Below are 23,472 nucleotides of genomic sequence, written 5' to 3' on the forward strand. Positions count from 1 at the left end.
GCCCCACTGCGGTGGCATCGGCCGGCGGCTTCTTCTCGATGATCGTGCTCCCCACGGTGTGGGCGATGGGCCTGGCCGGCATCTGGCATGGCGCCGGCATGCAGTTCCTGATCTTCGGCCTGCTGCATGCCACCTATCTGGTCATCAACCATGCGTGGCGGGTCTTTGTCGGCGGTCGCAAGCCGGCCGCGATGCGAAAACTCAATCCGTTCCAGCACGCCGGTTACCTGCTGCTGACCTTCGGCGCGGTGCTGGTGGCGCAAGCGTTCTTCCGCGCCGATGGCGTGCACGATGCGTGGCAGCTGGTGCAGGGCATGTTCGGCGTGCGCGGTTGGGAAAGCATGGAGAACCTGGGCCATGTCGCGGGCATGGGCCTGGCCGACGGTGCGCGCCTGCTGCTGGGCCATCACCTGCAGCTGCTGTACATCCTGCTGGCACTGGCCATTGTCTGGCTGGCACCGAACGCGCACCAGATCATGGGTGTGTACTCTCCCGCGCTGGCAAAACCGAGCCCGGCACCGCGCGCGTGGATGCGCTGGCAGCCCAACTGGGCCTGGCTGCTGGTGATGCTGGTGCTGCTGACGTTGTGCCTGCTGAACCTGCACAAAGAAACCCGTTTCCTTTACTTCCAGTTCTGACAAGGTGGATTCCAACATGGACAAGCAGACAATCCAGAACCAGCTCATCGATATCGTCGAGGCGGTGATTGGTACCCGCGTGCAGCCGGACGAATACATGGAATCGTTCTTCGATTCGATGTCCAAGGTGCAACTGATGGTCGAGGTCAAGGACCGTCTTGGCGTCACCCTGCCGGTGGATGAAATCGACGCCCTGGTTGATTCGGTGCAGGTGCTGGCCGACTACGTGGCCGAGCACCGCCCCAGCTGATCGCCCGCGGGCACCGGAGGTAGCACGATGTACTTCGATTTCGACCAATGCCGATTCGCCGACCTGGATGTCGCCACGCAGGCTCCCGCCCTGCACGCGGCCGATGGGGTACTTGATTGGGCCGGGCTGCATCGTGCCACCCAGCAGTGGATCGACCGTGCGCGTGCTGCCGGCCTGGTGCACGGTGACGCATTGGTGATCTCCGGGCACAAGGAATCGGCCTTCGTGGTGGCCATGCTCGGCTGCCTCTGCCTGGGTGTGACCTACGTACCGGTGGACACCATCAACCCGCCAGCCCGCCTGCAGCGCATCACCACGCTGGTGCATGCGCGTGCGATCTACGATGCGGCCGTCGATGCGTTCCTGCCTGGTGCCGATGCGCCACGAGCGCTGGCGGTGCCGGACCTGGCCTACATCATGTTCACCTCCGGCAGCACTGGCGACCCCAAGGGCGTGCAGATCGGCCGCGACAGTGTTGCCCTGTTCACCGTCTGGATCCGCGACTGCCTGGCGCTGGGCCCGGCGCCGGCGTTCATGAACCAGATGCTCTTCAGCTTCGACTTCTCGCTGTTCGACCTGTGTGGTGCACTGGGCCTGGGTGGCTGCTGCGTGCTGTGCCCGCGCGAGGTGATCGCCAGCAGCGAGCATTTCGTCGACCATCTGCGCGATTCGCACGTGGCCGTATGGGCATCCACGCCCTCGTTCGTGCGCCAGCAGATGCTCAATCCGCGTTTCGATGCCACGCACCTGCCCGACCTGCAGGTGTTCGTGTTCGGTGCCGAATCACTCACGCCGCGCGTGGCTGAAGAACTGTGGGCGCGTTTCCCGCAGGTGCGCATCATCAATTCCTACGGGCCGACCGAAGCGACCTGTTCCACCACATGGGTGGAGATCGATCCGGCCCTGCGTGCGGCGGCACCCAACCCGTTCCCGATCGGCATCGGCAAGCCCTATGCCGAGGTGTTCCTCGATGATGGTGAGATCTGCATGGCCGGCGACCATGTGATGCGTGGTTATCTCGAGCGCCCGGACCTGGATGCCGGCGTGTTGTTCGAACACAACGGCAAGCGTGCGTACCGCAGCGGTGATCTCGGTGATGTCGATGCGCAGGGCCGGTTCTACTTCCGTGGCCGCCGCGACGACCAGATCAAGCTCAATGGCTACCGCATTGAACTGGCCGAGGTCGATGTCGGCCTGGCCCGCCTGCCTGGCGTGGTCGCAGGAGCCGCCGTGGTACTGCGGCGGCCCGATGGCAGCCTGGTGCGGATGATCGGCTTTGTCGAAACCACGCAGCCACAGACCGGCCCACTGCAGCGTCCGCCAGCGGACCTGGCAGATTGGAAGGGCCAGCTCGAACGTTACATGCCGCCCTATATGATTCCTTCCGAGCTGTTCGCCGTGGATGCCCTGCCGCAGACGATCAGCAACAAGGTGGATCGCAAGCAACTGGAGCAGCGCTACCAGATCCTGGCGCGCACGCTCCGCACGACGGAGAAACCCGCATGAACACTGTCCTGAAATCGCTGGTCGCCACCGCGCTGCTGCTGTCGCCGTGCGCAGCCTTCGCCCAAGGCGCACCGGAAGGGCGCCTGGCCCAGTTGTATGCCGCGCGCCCGCCCGCTGGCTCTGCCTTCGTGCGCGTGCTCAACCCGGGCAGCACGGTGCTCAAGGCCGGTATCGGCAATGGCGCCGACCAGAACGTCGGGCAGGCAACACGCGCTACCCGTTATGCGATCGTTGAAGGCGGCAAGCCGTTCAGCGTGCGCGTGGCCGGCAAGGCCCGCACGCAGCCAGCGGTGGCCGCCGGCAGTTTCACCACCCTGGTGCTGGATCCCGGCGCAGCGGCCAAGCCCTTCAACGTGCTCGAAGACGGTGGTGGCAGCAGTGACGCCCTCAAGGCCGAGATCCGCTTCTACAACCTCGCCGGCAATTGCACCCAGGGCAAGCTGGCAATGGCCGACAAGGGCGCAGTGGTGTTCCCGGCGGTTGCCGCTGGCCGCAGCGCCGCGCGTGGCATCAATCCGGTCAAGGCGCGGCTGGTGGCCGGTTGCGGTGGCAAGGACAGTCCCGCACTCGAACTTCCCGCGCTGCAGCCCGGCGATCACTACAGCCTGTTCCTGACCGGCGCCGCCAACGCACCGGTGCTGCAGGGCCAGCTCAGTGGCACCGACGCGGTGGGCCGCTGATCCGATGGCAGACCGGCCGGTATTCCGCRAGGACCACGCACTGTTCCGCGACCAGGTCCGTCGCTTCATCGACGCACAGATCGCGCCCGGGTACGCGCAATGGGAGCGCGATGGCATCACGCCACGTGCGCTGTGGCGCGCGGCGGGCGAGGCCGGCCTGCTCAACTGCCAGTTGCCCGAGCCTTACGGCATGGGAGGCGACTACGGTCACGCCGCCTGCGTGATCGAAGAACTGGCACGCGCCAACTATCTGGGCATCGGCTTCTCGATCCACTCGGACATGGTCGCGCCCTACCTGATGCAGTACGCCACGCCAGCCGTGCGCGATGCCTGGTTGCCGAAGATGGCACGGGGTGAAGCGATCGGTGCGATCGCGATGACCGAGCCCAGCGCCGGCAGTGACCTGAAGACGATCCGCACCCGTGCCGACGTAGTGGACGGCGGATATCGATTGAACGGGCAGAAGACCTGGATCACCAATGGCAGCAATGCCGACGTCGCCGTGGTGGTGGCCACTGTCGCCCCGGAACTCGGTGCCGGCGGCCTGACGTTGTTCTGCGTGGACCTGGCCGCTGCCGGTGTCAGCCGCGGTGCCCCGATGGCCAAGATCGGCCAGCATGCGCAGGACACCACCGAACTGTTCTTCGAAGACGTGTTCCTGCCTGCCGATCACCTGCTGGGCCAGGAGCGTAGTGGCTTCGCCTACCTGGAAGAGCATTTGGCGGCCGAACGGCTGGCCATCGCGCTGCGCGCGGCCGCCTCGGCCGAAGGCATGCTGGCTGAGACGGTGGCCTACGTGCGGCAGCGCAAGGCCTTCGGTCGGCTGCTGATCGACCACCAGAACACGCGCTTCGTGCTGGCCTCGGCCACGGCACAGCTGGCGATGCTGCGCAGCTTCCTCGACCAGTGCCTGGGCGAGCAGATCAGCGGCCGACTGGATCCCACCCGCGCGGCGATGGCCAAGCTCAACGCCACCGAAGTCCAAGGGAAGGTGCTGGACGACCTGCTGCAGCTGCACGGCGGCTACGGATACAGCAGCGAATATGGAATAGGGCGTGCCTGGGCCGACGCGCGTGCACTGCGGATTTTCGGTGGCACCAGCGAGATCCTGCGCGACATCATCGGCCGCACGCTGTAACGCTTCTTGCGCGTCGGTACCGGGGTCAGATCCCCCAGCGCTTGCGCAATGCGGCCGCTTCCGGCGTGTCCTGCGACAGCCAAGGGTCCAGCGCGTACACCAGCACGTGCTCGGCGCCGCTGTCGCGCGCCCAGGCCAGCTGTCGCTCGATACGGGCGGCATCAGCGGTTTCGCCCTTGAACTGGGTGCCGTCGTTGTTCTCGCCGGGCAGCTCGCGGAACAGTTCGACGATGGCATCGAAGGCCACGCCACGCGTGCGCAGATGCTGCAGCAGCGGCTGCAGCTGCTGTACGTTGCCGGCGCCGGCAACACCCACGCCATCCTGCACCATGGGTCTGACCGATGCCTGCGCGAGAACGGCATCCCACAGGGTTACCAGGTCGCCCTGGGTCTGCAGGCGGCTGAAATAGCAGGAGATCGCGCAGTCGCCACCACGCTCGACCGCCGCCTGGGAGATGCCGTGCAGCCACTGCGCCAACCATTGCTGACGGGCGGGATCGGCCCAGTGGTACTGCTCGAGTTCGTAGGGGATGTACCAGCCATTGAATGCCTGCAGGCGAGACCAGGGCGCCTGTGCCAGCCAGGCCCGCGCCTGCGTCAGGCTGTCGGCGAAGAAGGCCTGCAGTGCGGCGTCGTCTCCGCCGATGGCCTGCCACCAGCGTTGCTGGAACGGCAGGCCGACGCGAACCGCGATACCGGCTTCCGAGGCTGCGGTGAACAGCATGCGCACACTGGTATCGGGTAGCTGCCAATCACCCTCGGCGCCACCGACGATGCCGCTCCATTGCAGCACCAGCTGCCTGCAGCCGAGTCGGCGTGCCAGCTGCAGCGAGCGTTGCCAATCGGCCATGCGCCACTGCAGGTGGCTGCGCCACGGCTGCAGGAAGGTGCCGTCCACCTGTTCCGGCAGCGAACAGCCGGGCAGGGTGGTCAATGCCGCCGCAACGGGCGCCAGCAGGGCAGCGCGCAGCAGGCGCCGGCGCAGCGGCGAAGATGGATCGGGAGGCAGCAGGGGCGTGGACATGCAGTCATCATCCCAGAGCACCGTTCGCAACGGGTGAACCGGGCCACGCACGATGAACATGCGCCCGCCGGATCACTCCAGCGCGTAACGCAGCACGAACAACACCGCCACCAGCCACACCGCCGGGTGCACCTCGCGCCAGCGGCCGGTGCCGGCCTTCAGCGCAGCATAGGCAATGAAGCCGAAGGCCAGGCCGTTGGCGATGGAATAGGTGAACGGCATCGCCAGCGCACACAGCGCGGCGGGTACGGATTCGGTCAGGTCGCTCCAGTCCACTTCCACCAGTTCGCGCAGCATCAGTCCGGCTACGAACAGCAGGGCCGGCGCGGTGGCATAGCCGGGCACCATTGCCGCCAGCGGCGAGAACAACAGCGCGGCCAGGAACAACGCAGCGACCACCAGTGCGGTCAAACCGGTACGGCCACCCACCTGCACGCCCGAGGCGCTTTCGGCGAAGGCGGTGGTGCTGCTGGTGCCCAGCAGCGAGCCGGCCACAATCGCCGTGCTGTCGGCCAGCAGCGCGCGGCCGAACCGCTTCTGCGCGCCCGGCAGTTTCAGCAGACCGGCACGGCCGACCACGCCATACAGCGTGCCGGTGGCATCGAACACTTCCACCAGCACGAACACCAGCACCACCTGCAGCAGCACGGCGATCGGCGCGCCGCCGTTGTGGTGCAGCAGGCCGGGCAGGTACAGCTGCAGGAAGGTCGGCGCCAGGCTCGGCGGCAACGACACCAGCCCGTGGTACTGCAGATCGCCCAACGCCCAGCCGGCCGCGGTCACCGCCAGGATGCCGATCAGGATCGCACCGCGCACACGCCGCGCTTCCAGGATCGCGATCAGCAGGAAGCCGCCCAGTGCCAGCAGCGGCGGCGCGGTATTGAGCGGGCCCAGCGCCACCAGCGTGTCCTCGTTGCCGATGATCACGCCGGATTTCTGCAGCGCGATGATGGCCAGGAACAGGCCGATGCCGGCCACGATCGCCGACCGCAACGACGCCGGAATGCCCGACACCAGCCACGCGCGCACGCCGGTCAGCGACAGCACCAGGAACACCAGGCCGGAAATGAACACCGCCGCCAGCGCCTGCTGCCAGGGCAGCCCGGCAGCGCCGACCACGGTGAAGGCGAAGAACGCATTCAAGCCCATGCCCGGGGCCATGCCCACCGGGAAGTTGGCCGCCAGCGCCATCACCACCGAGCCCAGCGCCGCGGCCAGGCAGGTGGCCACGAACACTGCCCCAGCATCCATGCCGGTGGTGCCCAGGATCTCGGGATTGACGAAGACGATGTAGGACATCGTCAGGAAGGTGGTGACACCGGCCAGCAGTTCGGTGCGCACGGTGGTGCCGTGCTGCTGCAGCTGGAACAGGCGTTCGAACAGGGACATGGAGGATCTCACGACAATAAGGTGTCACGACCAAGGTTCGTGACCTACCCGAATGCAGAACGTGGGTACCGACCGTTGGTCGGTACGCCTTTCGTCACCAGCAACGGTGGTGACCTACCGAAAAGAGAAAGGCCGCGCGAGCGCGGCCTTTCGTTCTTGCTTACTTCAGCGCCTTGAAGCGCAGGCGCTTCGGCGCAGCGTCGTCGCCCATGCGGCGGCGCTTGTCTTCTTCGTACTCGCGGTAGTTGCCCTGGAAGAACTCCACGTGCGAATCGCCTTCGAACGCCAGGATATGGGTCGCGATGCGATCCAGGAACCAGCGGTCATGCGAAATGACGAAGGTGTTGCCCGGGAACTCCAGCAGCGCATCTTCCAGCGCACGCAGGGTTTCGATGTCCAGATCGTTGGACGGTTCGTCGAGCAGCAGCACGTTGCCACCCTGCAGCAGGGTCTTGGCCATGTGCAGGCGGCCACGCTCACCACCGGACAGCGAACCGACCATCTTCTGCTGGTCCTGGCCCTTGAAGTTGAAGCGGCCGATATAGGCGCGCGACTGGATCTCGATGCCGTTGATGTTGAGGATGTCCAGGCCGCCCGCGATTTCCTGGAACACGCTGTGGTTGCCTTCCAGCGCGTCGCGGCTCTGGTCCACGTAGGACAGCTGCACGGTCGGGCCGACCACGATCTCGCCGGTGTCCGGCTTTTCCTGGCCGGTGATCATCTTGAACAGGGTCGACTTACCGGCACCGTTGGGGCCGATGATGCCGACGATGGCGCCCGAGGGCACCAGGAAGTTCAGGTTGTCGAACAGCAGGCGGTCGCCGAACTTCTTGGAGACGTTCTTGAATTCCATCACCGCCTGGCCCAGGCGCTCGCCCGGCGGGATGAAGATTTCATTGGTCTCGTTGCGCTTCTGGTAATCGACCGACTGCAGCTCTTCCAGGCGGGCCAGACGGGCCTTGCCCTTGGTGCGGCCGCCCTTGGCGTTCTGGCGCGACCACTCCAGTTCCTTCTGGATCGCCTTCTGGCGAGCCTTTTCCTGGTTGTCTTCCTGCTTCAGGCGCTCATCCTTCTGGGTCAGCCAGTCGGTGTAGTTGCCCTTCCACGGAATGCCGCGGCCACGGTCCAGTTCCAGGATCCACTCGGCGGCGTTGTCCAGGAAGTAGCGATCATGGGTGACCGCCACGACGGTGCCGGTGTAGCGCGCCAGGAACTGTTCCAGCCATTCCACCGACTCGGCGTCGAGGTGGTTGGTCGGTTCGTCGAGCAGCAGCATGTCCGGCTTCTGCAGCAGCAGGCGGCACAGCGCCACRCGGCGCTTTTCACCACCGGACAGCTTGCCGACGATGGCATCCCACGGCGGCAGGCGCAGCGCATCGGCGGCCACGTCCAGCTGGTTTTCCAGCGTGTGCGCATCGCCGGCGGCGAGGATCGCCTCCAGGCGCTCCTGTTCCTTGGCCAGCGCGTCGAAATCGGCGCCTTCTTCGGCATAGGCGGCGTAGACCGCATCCAGCGCAGCCTGTGCCTGCAGCACTTCGCCCACGCCTTCTTCAACCGCTTCACGCACGGTCTTGGTCGGGTCCAGCTCCGGTTCCTGCGCCAGGTAGCCAACCTTGATGCCGGCCTGCGGACGGGCTTCGCCCTCGAAATCGGTGTCCACGCCGGCCATGATCTTCAGCACGGTGGACTTGCCGGCGCCGTTCAGGCCCAGCAGGCCGATCTTCGCGCCCGGGAAGAAGGACAGCGAGATGTCCTTGATGATCTGCCGCTTGGGCGGGACCACCTTGGACACGCGGTTCATGGTGTAGATGTATTGCGAGGACATGAGGTCTCCGTAGGCGCGACCCTGCGCCCGGTCCGTCACGGGGAACTTCCCGTTGCGGCAGCGGGCACAGACTGAATGGAATACCCCCAATTATAGCCGGAACCGCTTACGCCCCGCGCCGTCCGCAGCGCCCGGGGCTGGCCGAGGACTGAATGGGCCGTCACAGTCCCGCAGCGGGAAGCGTTTCCAGCCGGAAACGGTTCAGATCGAATGCGCAATATGGGCTCACCACCCACCCAGCAGAGGTCTCCCATGCACATCCATCGACTCATGGCCGGCGCCGTGGCCTCTGTACTGGCGCTGGGCGCCATCGCCCCGGCCTTCGCCGACAACGATCACCGTGGTCGCGACCACGACCGCCGAGAATGGCGCGAAGATCGCCGCGAGTGGCGCCACGACCGTCGCGACTGGGAACGCGACCGCCGTGAAGCGCGCCGTGACTACCGCCACGACCGCCGCTACGACCATGGCTACTACCGCCCGGCACCGCCGCCGCCGCGCGTGGTCTACAGCCCGGGCTACCGGCCCGGCTATGGCTATGGCTGGCAGCGCGGCCACCGCTACCGCGATTACTACCGCGGCCCGATCTACGTGGTGAACGACTACCCGCGCTACCACCTGCGCCGCCCGCCGTCCGGCCACCACTGGATCCGCGATGACCGCGGCAACATGCTGCTGGTGGCCGTGGCAACCGGCATCATCGCCGACTACATCATCAACAACCGTTGATGCAGCGCCGGGGTCGGATCCCTTTCCAACGGAAAGGGCTCTGACCTGATCGGAAAAAAAAAAGAAGGGCGCCACAAGGCGCCCTTCTTCATTCAACCGGCCAACCTCCCGGTCAGAACGCCACAGACCAGTCCAGCTGCGCCCCCACATCGCGCTGGCCATCGCCACGGCGGCCCTGCATCTGCAGCGCCACGCGGCTGTTGTCGGTCGGGCTCACCGCCACGCCGAACTGGGCCAGCGCGCTGCGGCGGGCCAGCGGCGCACCGCTGATCGCAAACCCCTGCGTGCCTTCCACGAAGCGTGCATCGACCTGCGGCAGGCGATCGCCGCCAGCCACCTGCCAGCCTGCGCGCGCGGTCAGCGCCGCACGATCACGCTGGCCACCGCTGATGTCCCAGTCCGCGCGCAGCGCGGCCAGGCCGGTGCGGTAACGTGCGCTGCCGCTGTTCCACTGCAGGGCACTGTGGCCGCCGTGTTCCTGGCTGCCGTCGCTTTCCAGGCGCACCTGGGCCACTTCGATTTCCGGGGTCAGCTGCAGGCGCGCGCCGCCGAAGGTCCAGCCGGCACGCAGGAACGCGGTCGTGCCGGTGGCGTCCTCGCGGGCGGACAGGCCTTCGTCCAGGCGGGTGCCGACCTGTGCCGTGCGCGTGCTGTCGGTGCGGTAGTCGGCACGGCTGACACCTGCACGCAGGCTCAGGCCCTGCCAGCGGTACTGGCCGTACACGCCGTACTCGGTGCTGTCGGTTTCGCTGCGTGCATCGCGCTGGGCCAGGCGGCTGACCAGCTGCTGCTGGCCGGCGGCCACGCCCACTTCCAGCGATTCACCCAGGCGCCAGCCGGCACCGGCCATGACGCCGTGCTGCGACGAACGCAGGCCGGTGTTGTCCGCGCCGGCATCGGTGCGGCGCTGGCCGGCGTTGCCGCCGATCCAGGCGTGCACGCCCGGGGCGATCTCGGCACCCATCGTGGCACCGTCCAGATGGCGGTCGATGCCCTCGTGCAGGAAGCGGTTCTGCAGCAGTGCGCCGCGGTGCGCGGCATGGATCTCGCCGCTCAGGCTGTCGAAGGCCGGCACCACCTCGGCCAGGTCCAGCCGTACCACCGCCTCATACACGGCGTTGCCATTGCCCAGCGCTTCCACCGCGCCGGCCACCGCCTTCTGGTTGGGGTTCACCACCACATCGGGGAAGGCCAGATCGATATCCGGCATGGCGATATCGTTGCGGGCCAGGGTCAGGTAGACGTTGCTGGCGTCGTAGTCCAGCGTGGGGGTCAGGAAGGCCAGCGTGCTGCTCACGCCGGAGAACGTGCCCTGCACGCCCTGCGTCGCGCTCAGGATGGTGTAGCGGCTGCGTGGCTGCCAGTCACCCTCGCTGGCGATGGCCACCGTGTTGCCACCCTGCAGCGTTGCGCCGCCGCCCACCTGCACGCGGTCGCCGGCGCCATCGGCGCCCAGGTCCACCAGGTAGCGCGAGCCGTTCTCCATCAGCAGGCTGCCGGTCATCGACAGCATGCCGAAGGCCGTGGCCGAACCCGGTGCCAGGGTGGCGCCGTCGCGGATGACGACGTTGCCCAGCTGGCCGTCACCGCTCAGCTCGGTGCCAGTGCCCAGGTCGGCCAGGCCGCCCAGGCGGCCATGCACGTCAAGCGCGCCGGCCTGCACGCGCGTGGTACCGGTGAAGYCGCTGCTGTCGCCCGACAGGCTCAGCAGGCCCGCATCCAGCTTGACCACATCGCCCGCGCCGGACAGCACGTTGTTGAACAGGGTCTGGCCATTGCGCTGCAGCTGCAGCGTCGCGCCCGATGCCACGTCCACCGCGCCACGGATCGCACCGTTGCCAGCCAGCACAAGGGTGCCCTGTTCAATGCGGGTACCGCCGCTGTAGCTGTTGTTGGCATGGGTGGTCAGCGTGCCGCTGCCGGTCTTGCGCAGTGCGCCGGTGCCGGTCAGGCGGCCGCTGAACATCGCATCGACCTGGTCGGTGTCCACCGTGGCGACACCGTCCAGCGCCATTTCAACGTTGCTGGTGAAGGCCTTGCTGGTCAGGTGCAGGGTGCCATCGGCAATCAGCACGTTGGCCGTGCCGGCGCCCTGGTAGATCAGGCCGCCGGCCAGGTTCAACGTGCCCTGCCGACCAATGGTCAGCGAGCCACGGCTGCCGCTGGCGCCGGCCAGGCCCAGCGCGTCGTTGACCGTCAGCGCACCGCCGTCATACACCGACACGCTGCCGTTGCCCTGATTGCCGACGGTCAGGCGGCCCATGCTGGCCGAACTGCCAGCGTCGGCCACGCGGAAGCTGCCTTCGCCCTGCGTGTTCTCACCCACGCCCACGTTGCCTGCGGTCAGTGCGGCGCCGTCGAAGACATTCAGTTCGGCCACCGCGTTCTGGCCCACGGCGATGAAGCCGGTGGTGGCGGTGGTGCCCGCGCCGGTCAGCACCAGCACGCCATCGGGCACGCCCGGAGTGTGCCGCTGCTGGCCCAGCAGGGTGCTGCCCTGCACGGTCAGCGTGGCGCCGTCGGCGACGGTCATCGTGCCGGTGCCGGAAACGCCGATCAGCAGGTCACTGCTATTCAACCAGCTCGAATCCTTGCCGGTCACCGTGGCTTCGCCGCGGGCCACGCTGCTGTAGCTGCCCAGACGGGCGATGCCGGTCTGGAAGCTGCCACCGTTACGCACGTTCACCGTGCCCATGCCCTGCGCGCCCACGTGGATCTGGTCGGTGGCAAAGCGCGAATCCTTGTCGGACACGGTCAGCACGCCACTGCTGCCCATTTCCGAGGCCACCCACGTGCCCTGGGCGTTGATCACCTGGCCGCCATCAAGCACGTCCAGGAAGCCGCTGCCTTCATGGCCGACGCCGATGCTGTTGTTGCCGATCCACTGCGAACCGGCGCCGGTCACGGTGACCTTGCCGGTCGAGCCGGCCAGCGTCGCAATGAAGATGGCAGTGCTTTCCAGTACGCCGCCGTTCTGGATGAACARCTCGCCGCTGCCGCCATGGCCGATGTCCACGCGCCACGAATCAGCCCTGATCGCATCCACCACGACCGGGGTCACGCTGTCGATGTAGGCGTGGTTCTCGACAGTCAGGTTCGGATCGCCGTTGCTCCACGCACCCGGCACATACCAGTTGCCATCGAGCTGGCTCGGATCGCGCACGGTGACCGTCGCAGCAATCGCCGTGGTGGGGCCGCTCATGGCCAGGCCGATCGCCAGGGCCAGCAGACTGGTGGAAAGAGTACGGGAGGCGCCGGAAGTGCGACGCGGTGCCAGCGTCATTGCCGGCGAAGCTTGGTGCGAATGGGTCACGCGGATTTTCCCCTGTATGGACAGGGCGTATCGGCCGCGCAGGGGAGGGCTTTAGGTTTCTGAATATAAACAATTCAGAGTTGCAAGGAAGCGGGTCACACTTCCGGATATTCCGGGAATGGAGTCGCTGCCCAACACCGCTGCGGATTACACACGCAGGCGCGCCAGCACATCATGCCACAGCGCAATGCCCAAGCCCCTTCCGCTGCGGTCGCCCGGGCCCTCCAGCCCGCTTACAATCGCAGGCCCCGCTGTTCCCTCCCTGCCTGGAGTAACCGATGTTCCCGCGTGACGTCCGCATCGAAACCTACGATCCCGAACTGGCCAAGGCCATCGCCGCCGAAACCCAGCGCCAGGAAGACCACGTCGAGCTGATCGCCAGCGAGAACTACACCAGCCCGGCGGTGATGGAAGCCCAGGGCAGCCAGCTGACCAACAAGTACGCCGAAGGCTACCCGGGCAAGCGCTACTACGGTGGCTGCGAATACGTGGACATCGCCGAACAGCTGGCGATCGACCGCCTCAAGCAGCTGTTCGATGCGGACTACGCCAACGTGCAGCCGCACAGCGGTTCGCAGGCCAACCAGGCCGTGTACTTCGCGCTGCTGCAGCCGGGCGACACCATCCTCGGCATGAGCCTGGCCCACGGCGGCCACCTCACCCACGGTGCCAAGGTCAACGCCTCGGGCAAGCTGTTCAACGCCGTGCAGTACGGCGTCAACGACCAGGGTCTGATCGATTACGACGAAGTCGAGCGCCTGGCCCTGGAGCACAAGCCGAAGATGGTCGTTGCCGGCTTCTCGGCCTACTCGCAGGTGATCGACTGGGCGCGCTTCCGCGCCATCGCCGACAAGGTCGGTGCCTACCTGTTCGTCGACATGGCGCACGTCGCCGGCCTGGTTGCTGCTGGCGTCTACCCGAGCCCGCTGGAACATGCGCACGTGGTCACCTCGACCACCCACAAGACCCTGCGCGGCCCGCGCGGCGGCATCATCGTCGCCAAGGGCGCCGACGAGGACCTGGTCAAGAAGCTGCAGTCGATCGTGTTCCCGGGTATCCAGGGCGGTCCGCTGATGCACGTCATCGCCGGCAAGGCCGTGGCCTTCAAGGAAGCGCTGGAGCCGGGCTTCAAGACCTACCAGCAGCAGGTGGTGAAGAACGCGCAGGCGATGGCCAACACGCTCATCGCGCGCGGCTACAAGATCGTCTCCGGTGGCACCCAGAACCACCTGATGCTGGTCGACATGATCGGCAAGGACGTGTCCGGCAAGGACGCGGAAGCCGCACTGGGCAAGGCCCATATCACCGTCAACAAGAACTCGGTGCCGAACGACCCGCGTTCGCCGTTCGTGACCTCGGGCCTGCGCCTGGGCACCCCGGCGGTGACCACCCGCGGTTACCTGGAACAGGACTGCGTGGACCTGGCCAACTGGATCGCCGACGTGCTCGACGCCCCGGCCGATGAGGCCGTGATCGCCCGCGTGCGTGATGCGGTCAGCGCGCAGTGCCGCAAGTACCCGGTCTACGGTTGATCGGGCACTGGGGTCGGAGCCCTTCCCTGCGGGAAGGGTTCTGGCCCCGGCACCGGAGTACCCGCGCATGGATGAGCGCCGCCTCAGGTATCTCTATGCAGCCTTGGCTGTGCCGTTGGGCGCACCCAGCGTGCTGTTTGGTGGGGCGATGGCGGTACTGGCCATGGCCGGAAGCGTGCTTTCACTTGCCGACGGCACCGTCAACCTGCCCGGGCAGGCATTGATGCTGCTGTGGGGCCTGGCCGGACTCGCCGGTTGCATCGCCTGGCTGGACCTCAGTTGCGGATATTTGTTTGCAGGGCGCAGCGCACTGCATGCGCGCAGCCGGGCGCAGTGGGGCGCGCTGCTGCTTGGCATGCTGGCGGCGCTGCCGCTGTTGGGCATGGGGCTGTGGCTGGGCATCACCCACGGCAGCGAAGGCTTCGGTCTGCTGCTGCTGGGGCCGTCGTTGCTGGTCCCGGCCGCCATGCTGTTGTGGCTGCGACCACGCACGTGAAGCAAGCAGCCAGCAAGGAGATTCGAACGCATGGATGAGCGCCTGCACAAACGCCTGTATATCGCCCAATGCCTGCTGCTGGGGTTGCCTGCACTGGTGGCCGGTGGCGGCGTCGCCGGCTTCGGCATCTACACCTTCCTGACCCGCCACGGCCTGATGCGCGGCGACGAAGGTGCGGTGCTGTTGCTGTGGGCGCTGGCGGGTGTGATCGGCTTGCTGGCCTGGTTGTGGCTCAGCATCTGCTACTTGAAGCGCGGGCGCGATGGCCTGCGGCACACCGCCCGTATTCCCTGGATCGGCTTGGCGCTGGGCGCCATGGCGGCGCTGGCGGTGATCGGCGTGGTGCTTTTCAGCTTGTTTGCCGGCAGCCCCTGGCAGGTACTGGGCTATCTGGTACTGGGCGTGCCGCTGCTGGTGCCGACTGCGCATCTGGTGTGGCTGCGGCGGGGTGCGACCGACGCTGTGTGACTGGCGGTTGGAAGTTTCAGAGAAATTGCATGGTGTGCCGCAGGTGTCAGGACTAGGGTCTTCCGACCTACTGGAAGGAGCCCCCGATGCAATCCTCGCGCCGCCGACACGGCCTCTACCTGCTTCTCCACAGCCTTCTTTTCTCCATTCCCTGCGCGTTGGCTGGCCTGTTGGGTTCGCTGCTGTTCCTATGGGTATGGGCGCACGGCGGTGACAACAGCGCACTTCTTGCATTGCTTGCGATGTGGGGTCTGCYCTCTGTGACGGCGATCCCGCTTGTTTTCCAGCTCGCAAACACGTGGCAGATGCGCGGACCGGATGGATTGAAGCCCGCCGCGCCGGTGCTGGGGACGCTGTTTCTAGTGTCAGCTGCTCAGGCTGTGTCCGCGTCGGTGATAACAGTTTCAAGTTTTGGAGTGGATCCGATACTGCTGATACTGGCAATCGGTTGGGGGGCTCCTTGGATCAGCCTCGCCTGCCACTTCCGATGGCTGTCGAAAGCCAGCGGGCGCGAGTGAAGAAAAACGGAGTTTGCTGCTTGGCCCCTTCTCAGGTACCGTTGCGACGCTGCCACGACCGTGGCAGCAGGTATTCCCCTGAGCCAGGCGTTCAATGCATTGCCCCTTCTGCCAGCATGCCGATACACGGGTCATCGACTCGCGCGTCTCCGAAGACGGCGCGACGATTCGTCGTCGGCGTGAGTGCGAGGCGTGCAGCGAACGCTTCAGTACCCTGGAAACCGTTGAACTGAAGCTGCCGGCCATCGTCAAGAGCGATGGCACCCGCGAAGCATTCGATGCCCGCAAGGTCCGCGCCGGCTTCGACCGTGCGCTGCAGAAGCGTGCGGTGCCGGAAGAGAAGATTGAAGCGGCGGTGCGCGCAGTGGTGCATCAGCTGCGCATCAGCGGCGAACGCGAAGTGCCGTCGATCAAAGTGGGCGAGTTCGTGATGAACGAACTGCGCAAGCTTGACCATGTCGGTTATGTGCGTTTCGCCTCGGTCTATCGCAGCTTTGAGGACGTGGCCGATTTCCGCGAAGAAATCGAGAAGCTCGAACGCGACCTGCCTTCCAGCACCGAGCAACTGCAACTGCTGGGCGATGTGATTGCCCTCACCAAGAAAAAGAAGGGCTGACGGCCTCTGCTTCGGTAGCCGCCAACCTTGGTTGGCGCCGTGCCGCCCATCCACGCATGGCGTGGATCTACTGGGCTCTGCCAACCTTGGTTGGCGCCGTGCCGCCCATCCACGCATGGCGTGGATCTACTGGGCTCTGCCAACCTTGGTTGGTGCCGTGCCGCCCATCCACGCATGGCGTGGATCTACTGGGCTCTGTCAACCTTGGCTGGCACCGTGCTGACGGCGGTACCATGGCGGCATGAGCATATCGTTCACCGTCCTTGACCACCTGCACATGGCCGCCGCATTGCGGCTTGCCGAACGCGGTGCCTATACCACCCGTCCCAATCCGATGGTCGGCTGTGTGATCGCCCATGGCGAGCGCGTGGTCGGGCAGGGCTGGCACCAGCGCGCTGGCGGCCCGCATGCCGAAGTGTTCGCCCTGCGCGAAGCGGGCGGCGACGCGCGCGGTGCCACCGCCTACGTCACCCTGGAACCCTGCGCGCATTACGGCCGTACGCCGCCGTGCGCACTGGCGCTGATCGAGGCCGGCGTGTCGCGCGTGGTCGCGGCGATGCGCGACCCGTTCCCGAAAGTCGATGGCGGTGGTTTCGACCTGCTGCGCGACGCCGGCATCGAGGTCGCCGAGGGCTTGATGGCGGCACAGGCGCGGGAACTCAACAAGGGCTTCCTGTCGCGCGTGGAGCGCGGTCGTCCGTGGCTGCGGGTGAAGCTGGCCGCCAGCCTCGATGGCCGTACCGCGATGGCCGACGGCAGCTCGAAGTGGATCACCGGCCCCGCCGCTCGCGAAGATGTGCAGCACTGGCGCGCGCGCGCTGGCGCGATCCTCACCGGCGCCGACACCGTGATCGCCGACGACCCGATGCTGACCGTACGCCTGGCTGACACTGAAGTCATGCCGCCCCTGCGCGTCGTCCTCGATTCACGCCTGCGCTCGCTGGAATGCAGCCGTGTGCGCGAGGGTGGGGCGCCCACGCTGTACCTGCACGATGCAATGATCAGCCCGCCCGACGCCGCCGACGCGGCCTTTGCCAGCGTAGCCGTCCGCCACGGTCGCCTTGATCTGGGCGCGGTGTTGGCACTGCTGGCCGAGCGCGGCATCAACGAGGTGCACACCGAAGCCGGTGCAACCCTGGCCGGCGCGCTGGTGCGTGGTGGCTGGGTGGACGAGTTGCTGATGTACCAGGCGCCAACACTGCTGGGCGACAGCGGCCGCCCGTTGCTGGCCGACCTCGGCATCGACGTGATGGACCAACAGCGTCGATTGCATGTGGTCGACCAGCGCCAAGTGGGGGATGATCTGAGGTTGCTGTTGCGGGTGTAAGGCGAGACGTTCATCCACGCATGACGTGGATCCACCTTGCCCTGGTAGATGCCGACCTTGGTCGGCGCATTTGCTTCAAGTGCCCGGACACTCTGCCAGCGGAATCTGCACAGTTCAGAGGTATCCTCATCCACCCCGCGTGCGTCCCACACATCCAGCGGTAGCAGCCCCGCCAGCACCTGCAGGGTGTATGCCTGCTCGGGCGAGGGAGCAGCAGCAGATGTGTTCCACCACAGAACGCCCAGCAGGAAGCACAGGTGTCTCCTCGGCGCTGCCAATCGACCGCTCGTTGCTCCTGCCGCCATCAGTGCGTCTGCTTGGATGATTCGTTGTCACGTTTGGCTCCGCGGATCACGTTGAAGCGAAACACCGCCTCAACGGCGCCGCCCTCATCGCGACCGTTACGGTGTGCGGGCAGGTAACACCACTCCTGTGCGGCGTCCATCGCGGCAGCTTCCAGCAGGGCATTGCCACTGGACTGCACCACACGAACATCCAGAAGGCGGCCACCCGCGTCTACTTGCATCTGCAGGCGCACCATGCCGCTTTCGCGAGCCCTAACGGGAAAAACAACCCGGCGCGCAGCGCGGGTGGTGGGCTCGATCGAGACGCTGTCGCCGCGCTCGGTGAATACACTGCAGTCGGCGCGTGCGGTGAAGGTCCGGGTCGGCGTTGAGGCAAAGCGCTGCAGGCAAGTCACAACGTCGTCGTCTTCCCTGCAACCTGGCTTCTCGGTCTGCAGGCGACTCTGGGTCTGCTCGGGCCCGACTCCGCCGGCGGGTGGCGGTGCGCATGCGCCCAGTCCGGCCAGCGCAGACAGAAGAACCGTGCTGCGCAGATTCACTCGGTCACCGGCCCCGCAGGCGGCTCACTGCGATAGCCTTCCCACAGCGCGCGGTTCCGTTCATGGGTTCCCCGGCAATAGGCAGCGGCCAGCTCCGGCCCCAGCGTTCTCACCTTTTCTTCCACGGCATCCTGCAGGGTGGTGCCACGTTGCAGCGGGCTATCCGGATCATAGCGTTCGGCGAACTTCAGTTGAGCATCCAACATCAGGTCGCATACGGGAATGCCAGAGTACGCGGTGACCGCTTCCGCCTCGATCCGCTCGTCCCATGCCTGGAAGGGCATCAGCTGTTTCAAGAGCTCCAGCCCAAGAAGGCCCATGTCGATACTGGCCCATGGTCCGTTGTCGCCAACGCGCGAGAATTCCGCTCGCGCCTCGTACCTGGTGTCAGGCGCATCGCGCAGAATGGCTGCATACGTTTGCAGGAATGCCTTGGCCCCCTCCAAGCTCTGCTCTCCTGAGCGATGTCGTGCCTTGGCGTCACGGTAGGCCCCAAACGCAGCGGAAACATCGGGAAGCGTGCAGTGGTAGTCCACGATGCCGCGTTCGGACGAGTTGCTCTTTTCGATTCTGTCGGCAAGGCAGTGGATGGTCTTGCGACGTGCGCTGATGATGCTGGCTGCAGGCTCCTCGAAACCAGCCGCCAGATTTTCGAAAGCGTACAGCTCGTCGACGATGTCGGCGATGTCGCTTGCATCTGCCGTGCGAAGGCTGTTGCGCAGAGCGGCTTTGGCCTTCTCATCATTCTGGGTAATGACGCGCGCATGCGCATCGAAGGAATCTTCCAGCGAAAGTGCGGCGGGCGCCGCGGTAGCAGCCGCGAGGGGAGTGCCCAGCAGCAGGGCAAGAATCGGCTTCAACATGTCAGCACTTGGTCGATCGGAACGATGCCCGAGGATCTCGGGGAGCAGTTCCTGCGTCCATGCAATTAGTCTGAAAAACTGGACCCATGCTTCCGAAGCACGCCGCCGAGAAGATTTGAAAACTTTCCTATTCTTCTACGCGGAGCCGGCGGGCACAGTGGTGGGCCGTTTTTTGCAGGCCAGTGCATTGTCGCGTTCATATCGAGTCCTCGCGTTGTCTGTGCTTCTTCCTCTGGCCCTTCTGGTTCCAGCGACATCCTTGGCCAATGACGACCGTGAAGAACCCCTTGATGAACTGACCGTTGAGCAGGCCCTGCATGATCTGGTAGCCGTCATCGAGTGCCGTGCGCCGGCTGCGGTCAAGAAGCCTGTGCGTCGCAACCTGTGGCGGGTCGCACTGGGTGGAGAACCTCCGCAGGCGGCCTTTCGCGACTGGGAGGTAGGCAAGCAGGCCAACCCTTCATTGCACGAAGTGGAACTGCCGGCCCCCATTACTGCTTTCGGCCATTCGATCCGCCGCATCGCCGTCCTCTCTGGCGCCACGATGGCCATCATCGATGGCATACCGTTGGACGAAATATCGCGGCAGTTGGAGCTGCACCCGCTAAGCGTCAGTATGGCCCCGCATATTCGCCAGAGGACTCTGTCGCTGCGTAATAGCGGTGATGGCGGACTGCATACGCGCTTGTTGGTGGCATCGCGGATATCCACGCATCCGGACGCCATCCTGGTTGGGTGCGAAGAGGGCTTCGACACGCGCGCTGAGCAGTTGCGCAGGCGTGGCAAGGAGCCAGATGTGGTGTTCGCCCCGGGCATGGACATCGCCACCGAGCTGGACGATGTGCTGACCTGCAAGGCCGATGCGCTGCGCAACTACACTGCCGGTTGGGCGGTGGGCATGTCTGCACATACCTCTGACGCGCGCTTCAAAGGCTGGAAGGATGGGGAGGACGAGGACGGCCATCGCTGGTGGACGCCGCCGGCGCCGGTCATGATCGCCGGCAGGCCTGTCTCGCGTTTCATGAAGGTCGGTCAGACCCTCTATGCAGAACTTGATGGAAACATTGCCGGGGACCTGGCAGGCGAATGGGATCTCCCTCCGTATGAGGGCTGGGACGACGTCGCCTTCGTCGGCTTCCACGATACCGACACTGCCGCCGATGGCTGGCTGGAGAACCGCGCACGCATCGCGCGCGATTGGAGGCCCGGCAAAACGCTGCATGGCTGTGAGTACCTGCAGTATCGACCGGAGTTCGGCGAGGATCCAGATGATGATGACGAAGAATGACGATGGCGCGGAATCGCTGGGCGCCGTCCGGTATTGCAAGTGTGTACGCACGGGTCGCTCCACATCATCGCGGTGATCGGGCGCGGCCAAGTGGGCGACGACCTGCGCCTGCTGCTGCGGCCATGAAAAAGGGGGCGGAGGGAATTAAGTTCTTTTTTGCCACAAACGACATAATCCTCTCCGTCCCCTTCGTCAGTTCAACGATCCTCGCCGGGCGGGTGCTCGTTCCACTCGAAGAACGGCAGGAAGGCATCGGCCAGTGTCCCCATCAGCGGCGAGGGGTCTGCCCGCCAGCGACCGCCGCGATCGCGTTCGAAGGCCAGCGTGACATTCCGCTCCCGATCCGGCGCATCGGCGAGCAGCTGCGTGTACGCCGCCGCCAGTGCCGGCGCCATCTGTGGCGGGTGCGGGCCATTGAACGGCACCGGGTGTTGCCGATACACGGGCAGCAGCGCCATCAGATCCGGCAGGGTGCAACGGTAGTCCACCAAGGCACTGTCACCGTCAGGCCCGTGCGGGTACTGCACGCTGTCGGTCGTGCATCGTACCGAGGCCTGCCGCGCACGCAGCGCGGCCGCCGCCTGCGGCCAATCGGCCATTTCCGGTGCGTCGTCCAGGTGGCTCACACCGGCCAGGGCCGCAGCGATGGCCACACCCTTGTCGCCTTGCATGTACTGCGCCAACGCACGCTGTGCAGGCGCATCGCCGTGCACGATCACCTGCGCAAACAGGTCGAATATCTGCGCGTCCGGCAATGCCGCAGAACCTGCCCGCGCACTACTGAAGGCCAGCAGCAGCGCTGCCAGCCCCCATGTCTTCAACATGACCCTCTCAGGCGCATTCGTCGGTCCACATCATCTCGGCCATCGGACGCAGTGCCTTGCACTCCTGCGTCATTTCCTCGGCCGACATCACCTGCGTCTTGGCCTTCAACTCTTCGGTCATCGCATCCACACCGCTGATCTGGTCCGGTGCGATCTTCGCCACGCAGCTGCGGTGCTGCTGCAGCAGCAGATCGCAGGCCGGCACGCCGGTCACCTTCGGTGCCTTGGCTGCTTCAACGTCCTGCATCCAGCCATCGAACGGCGCCAGCGCATCCAGCACCGGGCCCACCAGATCATCGAAGTTGCTGCTGTACCAGTAGCCCTTGTCCTTGGCGGTGTACAGGGTGAGGGTGCCGGTCACGGCCTTGCGCGGGCCACTCTGCAGGGCCTGGGTATAGGCCTCGGTGAAGCGCGCGCGCGGAGCCTTGTCCTCACCCGTCAGGCTGGCCAGGAACAACGGCTGCACGCTGCCCAGGTCGGCCAGCTGGCAGCTGAAATCGACCTTGGCGATCTTCTGGTCGTCCACGAATTCGTTGTCTTCCACCGTGCTGCGCGTGGCACGGCACTGCGAGGCCTTCAGCGCCTTGGCGTACATCGCTTCCGCCGCTGCGGGATCACCCTTCACTCCGGCCACGGCCAGCACCGTCTGCCACGGCTCGGCCAGGGCCTGGGCCATCATGCCCGGCACCGGCGTTACCGAATCCTGGCCGTCGAAGGCCGGCTTCAATGCATCGTTGAGCGTGCGCGTGGCGGCGGCATCGTCTTCCAGCAATGCGCGTGCGTACAGATCGAAGGTCTGTTCGGGGGTCAGCTGCGCCGGGGCGGCCGCGGCGAACATCGGGGCGCACAGCAGTGCGGTGGCCAGCAGGCCGCGGATCGGGGTCTTCATGACGGTGTTCCTGTTCCAGAGGGCGGCAAGCCTAGCGCAATTGTCATTGCATTCGATGGCGTGCCGCAGCCAAGCGTATTGCGCGCGACGGCCAACAAAAAACGGGCCCCTTGCGGAGCCCGTTCGATCGCACGACGAGGATCGGGCAATCAGAAGCTGGCGCGCACGCCGGCCGAGTACTGGGTGACGTCGCGGTAGCCGGAGATCTCGCCCACCAGGCCCCAGGTCCGGGTGAAGTTGATCTGGCCGCCGACGGTGCCGACCCAGGTGCCCTTGAATTCATTGCCGCCGTCCATGTAACCGGCCTTGATCCAGGCTTCGGTCATGCGCGAAGGCTTGCCACGCAGGCCCATGGTGGCGCGCACCAGGTTGGTGTGGTCCTTCACGCTGAAGCGGCCGTAGTCCACGTCCTTGACGGTGATTTCAGCCTGCTGGCGGACCCAGGCGATGTCGGCGGTGTAGTCGACGCGGTCGCTGAAAGGCATGTGGTAACCGATGCCCAGCTCCGGCTGGTTCAGCTTGAGCTTCATCGAGCCGTAGTCGTAGTCGTACGACTTGCTGCCGTAGTTCCAGCCGCCGAACACGTGCACCTGCTCGGCCAGCGCGATCGAACCGCGCACGTAACCACCATCAACCTTCGGGTCGTTGAACACGTCGTCGTCGGTCTTGACCTGGGTCCAGCCGCCTTCGACGTAGGTATAGCTCAGGGCGTCGGCGGAGGCCGAGAACGGGGCAGCGGCCAGCAGGGCGGCCACGATCAGGATCTTGCGCATGGGAATTCCTGTGAATTTCAGTCCATTGGCGGCCCACCTGTGCGGCAGTCCGTGGCGACCTCATGTCGTCCGACCGCCGATTTTAATGAAAGTTTTACGAAATGCGAGCGACGGCCGTCACAGGCCTGGACGCGCCCGGGTGGGGGCAGAGCCCTTTCCTGCGGAAAGGGGTCCGACCCCCGGGGGCATTCGGCCCCGTTCAGCCCGGGCTGTTACACTTGGCGGGCCGGTTCGCCGGTACACAAACGTCTTCAGGGCGGGGTGCAATTCCCCACCGGCGGTAGGTGCGCAAGCACGAGCCCGCGAGCGCCCCGGCCTTACCGTCGGGGGTCAGCAGATCCGGTCCAATGCCGGAGCCGACGGTCATAGTCCGGATGAAAGAAGACGGTGCCACAGGGCCTTTGCGGCCCTGCGCCCGCCTGTTTGCCTTGCGGCGTTTTTCGCTCACTTTTCGCGGAGAACGTTACTTGTTTACTGGAATCATCGAAGGCGTCGGCCGTCTGGCCGCACGCGAATCCATCGGCGGCGATGTCCGCTTCACC

Annotated in this window: 21 protein-coding genes, 1 pseudogene and 1 riboswitch; of the genes and pseudogenes, 13 read left to right on the forward strand and 9 right to left on the reverse strand. The window is 65.9% G+C overall.

Translation table 11 applies throughout. The annotated features are described in order from the left end of the window. The 5 genes and pseudogenes from AC1DJN_RS09740 to AC1DJN_RS09760 form a co-directional block, all read left to right on the forward strand. Positions 1 to 638: pseudogene (locus tag AC1DJN_RS09740) on the forward strand (MBOAT family O-acyltransferase); the annotation flags it as partial. Positions 639 to 654: 16 nt separating this feature from the next. Continuing rightward, complete coding sequence (locus AC1DJN_RS09745) at positions 655 to 888, forward strand: acyl carrier protein (RefSeq protein ID WP_032978935.1); 234 nt, start codon at positions 655 to 657, stop codon at positions 886 to 888. A 27-nt stretch (positions 889 to 915) separates the two neighbouring features. Next, a complete protein-coding gene (locus tag AC1DJN_RS09750) occupies positions 916 to 2,394 on the forward strand; it encodes an AMP-binding protein (protein WP_478013627.1) in 1,479 nt (492 codons plus the stop codon). Then, the gene (locus AC1DJN_RS09755) at positions 2,391 to 3,074 is read left to right on the forward strand and encodes an alginate O-acetyltransferase AlgF (protein WP_442251753.1); all 684 of its coding nucleotides are present in this window, start codon (positions 2,391 to 2,393) and stop codon (positions 3,072 to 3,074) included. Before AC1DJN_RS09750 ends, AC1DJN_RS09755 begins: the two co-directional genes overlap by 4 nt. Before the next feature lie 4 nt (positions 3,075 to 3,078). Further along, positions 3,079 to 4,212 (forward strand): acyl-CoA dehydrogenase family protein, encoded by a 1,134-nt coding sequence (locus AC1DJN_RS09760; RefSeq protein WP_478039146.1) that lies wholly within the window; start codon positions 3,079 to 3,081, stop codon positions 4,210 to 4,212. A 25-nt stretch (positions 4,213 to 4,237) separates the two neighbouring features. Here the strand turns inward: AC1DJN_RS09760 and AC1DJN_RS09765 are convergent, their stop codons facing one another. From AC1DJN_RS09765 to ettA, 3 genes are all read right to left on the reverse strand, one after another. Beyond that, entirely contained in the window at positions 4,238 to 5,236 is a 999-nt protein-coding gene (locus AC1DJN_RS09765; protein WP_200867516.1) for a DUF4434 domain-containing protein, read from the reverse strand. Between the two features lie 72 nt (positions 5,237 to 5,308). Further along, positions 5,309 to 6,625 (reverse strand): NCS2 family permease, encoded by a 1,317-nt coding sequence (locus AC1DJN_RS09770; RefSeq protein ID WP_442251754.1) that lies wholly within the window; start codon positions 6,623 to 6,625, stop codon positions 5,309 to 5,311. A 160-nt stretch (positions 6,626 to 6,785) separates the two neighbouring features. Beyond that, positions 6,786 to 8,450 (reverse strand): energy-dependent translational throttle protein EttA, encoded by a 1,665-nt coding sequence (gene ettA / locus AC1DJN_RS09775; protein WP_025876664.1) that lies wholly within the window; start codon positions 8,448 to 8,450, stop codon positions 6,786 to 6,788. A 252-nt stretch (positions 8,451 to 8,702) separates the two neighbouring features. On the opposite strand from ettA, the gene AC1DJN_RS09780 reads away from it, so the two are divergent. Further along, a complete protein-coding gene (locus AC1DJN_RS09780) occupies positions 8,703 to 9,179 on the forward strand; it encodes an RcnB family protein (RefSeq protein WP_025876662.1) in 477 nt (158 codons plus the stop codon). Positions 9,180 to 9,291: 112 nt separating this feature from the next. Here the strand turns inward: AC1DJN_RS09780 and AC1DJN_RS09785 are convergent, their stop codons facing one another. Continuing rightward, positions 9,292 to 12,492, reverse strand: coding sequence for an autotransporter domain-containing protein (locus AC1DJN_RS09785; RefSeq protein ID WP_478039147.1), 3,201 nt, complete (start codon positions 12,490 to 12,492; stop codon positions 9,292 to 9,294). Between the two features lie 278 nt (positions 12,493 to 12,770). Here AC1DJN_RS09785 and glyA point away from each other — a divergent pair, with 278 nt between their 5' ends. From glyA to ribD, 6 genes are all read left to right on the forward strand, one after another. Further along, entirely contained in the window at positions 12,771 to 14,024 is a 1,254-nt protein-coding gene (gene glyA, locus AC1DJN_RS09790) for a serine hydroxymethyltransferase (protein WP_025876660.1), read from the forward strand. A gap of 67 nt (positions 14,025 to 14,091) precedes the next feature. After that, complete coding sequence (locus AC1DJN_RS09795) at positions 14,092 to 14,520, forward strand: hypothetical protein (RefSeq protein WP_442251756.1); 429 nt, start codon at positions 14,092 to 14,094, stop codon at positions 14,518 to 14,520. Positions 14,521 to 14,550: 30 nt separating this feature from the next. Beyond that, positions 14,551 to 14,988, forward strand: coding sequence for a hypothetical protein (locus AC1DJN_RS09800; RefSeq protein WP_442251757.1), 438 nt, complete (start codon positions 14,551 to 14,553; stop codon positions 14,986 to 14,988). A gap of 86 nt (positions 14,989 to 15,074) precedes the next feature. Continuing rightward, complete coding sequence (locus AC1DJN_RS09805; RefSeq protein WP_478039148.1) at positions 15,075 to 15,506, forward strand: hypothetical protein; 432 nt, start codon at positions 15,075 to 15,077, stop codon at positions 15,504 to 15,506. A 94-nt stretch (positions 15,507 to 15,600) separates the two neighbouring features. Next, positions 15,601 to 16,122 carry a transcriptional regulator NrdR gene (gene nrdR / locus AC1DJN_RS09810; protein ID WP_089238721.1) on the forward strand — a complete coding sequence of 174 codons (522 nt, stop codon included), beginning with the start codon at positions 15,601 to 15,603 and terminating at the stop codon, positions 16,120 to 16,122. Between the two features lie 241 nt (positions 16,123 to 16,363). Then, a complete protein-coding gene (gene ribD, locus AC1DJN_RS09815; RefSeq protein WP_313282606.1) occupies positions 16,364 to 17,449 on the forward strand; it encodes a bifunctional diaminohydroxyphosphoribosylaminopyrimidine deaminase/5-amino-6-(5-phosphoribosylamino)uracil reductase RibD in 1,086 nt (361 codons plus the stop codon). Between the two features lie 304 nt (positions 17,450 to 17,753). Here the strand turns inward: ribD and AC1DJN_RS09820 are convergent, their stop codons facing one another. Both AC1DJN_RS09820 and AC1DJN_RS09825 read right to left on the reverse strand, forming a co-directional pair. After that, complete coding sequence (locus tag AC1DJN_RS09820; protein ID WP_478013625.1) at positions 17,754 to 18,293, reverse strand: energy transducer TonB; 540 nt, start codon at positions 18,291 to 18,293, stop codon at positions 17,754 to 17,756. Beyond that, complete coding sequence (locus AC1DJN_RS09825) at positions 18,290 to 19,156, reverse strand: hypothetical protein (RefSeq protein ID WP_442251759.1); 867 nt, start codon at positions 19,154 to 19,156, stop codon at positions 18,290 to 18,292. Before AC1DJN_RS09825 ends, AC1DJN_RS09820 begins: the two co-directional genes overlap by 4 nt. Between AC1DJN_RS09825 and AC1DJN_RS09830 the strand changes: the two genes are divergently transcribed. Continuing rightward, complete coding sequence (locus AC1DJN_RS09830) at positions 19,155 to 20,444, forward strand: hypothetical protein (RefSeq protein ID WP_442251760.1); 1,290 nt, start codon at positions 19,155 to 19,157, stop codon at positions 20,442 to 20,444. The genes AC1DJN_RS09825 and AC1DJN_RS09830 overlap by 2 nt on opposite strands. Positions 20,445 to 20,641: 197 nt before the next feature. Here AC1DJN_RS09830 and AC1DJN_RS09835 read toward each other — a convergent pair whose 3' ends face one another. From AC1DJN_RS09835 to AC1DJN_RS09845, 3 genes are all read right to left on the reverse strand, one after another. Further along, complete coding sequence (locus AC1DJN_RS09835) at positions 20,642 to 21,268, reverse strand: hypothetical protein (RefSeq protein ID WP_442251761.1); 627 nt, start codon at positions 21,266 to 21,268, stop codon at positions 20,642 to 20,644. A gap of 7 nt (positions 21,269 to 21,275) precedes the next feature. After that, a complete protein-coding gene (locus tag AC1DJN_RS09840) occupies positions 21,276 to 22,157 on the reverse strand; it encodes a hypothetical protein (protein ID WP_442251762.1) in 882 nt (293 codons plus the stop codon). Positions 22,158 to 22,306: 149 nt separating this feature from the next. Then, the gene (locus tag AC1DJN_RS09845; RefSeq protein ID WP_025876645.1) at positions 22,307 to 22,930 is read right to left on the reverse strand and encodes an outer membrane beta-barrel protein; all 624 of its coding nucleotides are present in this window, start codon (positions 22,928 to 22,930) and stop codon (positions 22,307 to 22,309) included. Between the two features lie 243 nt (positions 22,931 to 23,173). Beyond that, positions 23,174 to 23,320: riboswitch (FMN riboswitch) on the forward strand. Positions 23,321 to 23,472: the final 152 nt, after the last annotated feature.

It is taken from the genome of Stenotrophomonas sp. 05L414_2 (assembly GCF_056397905.1).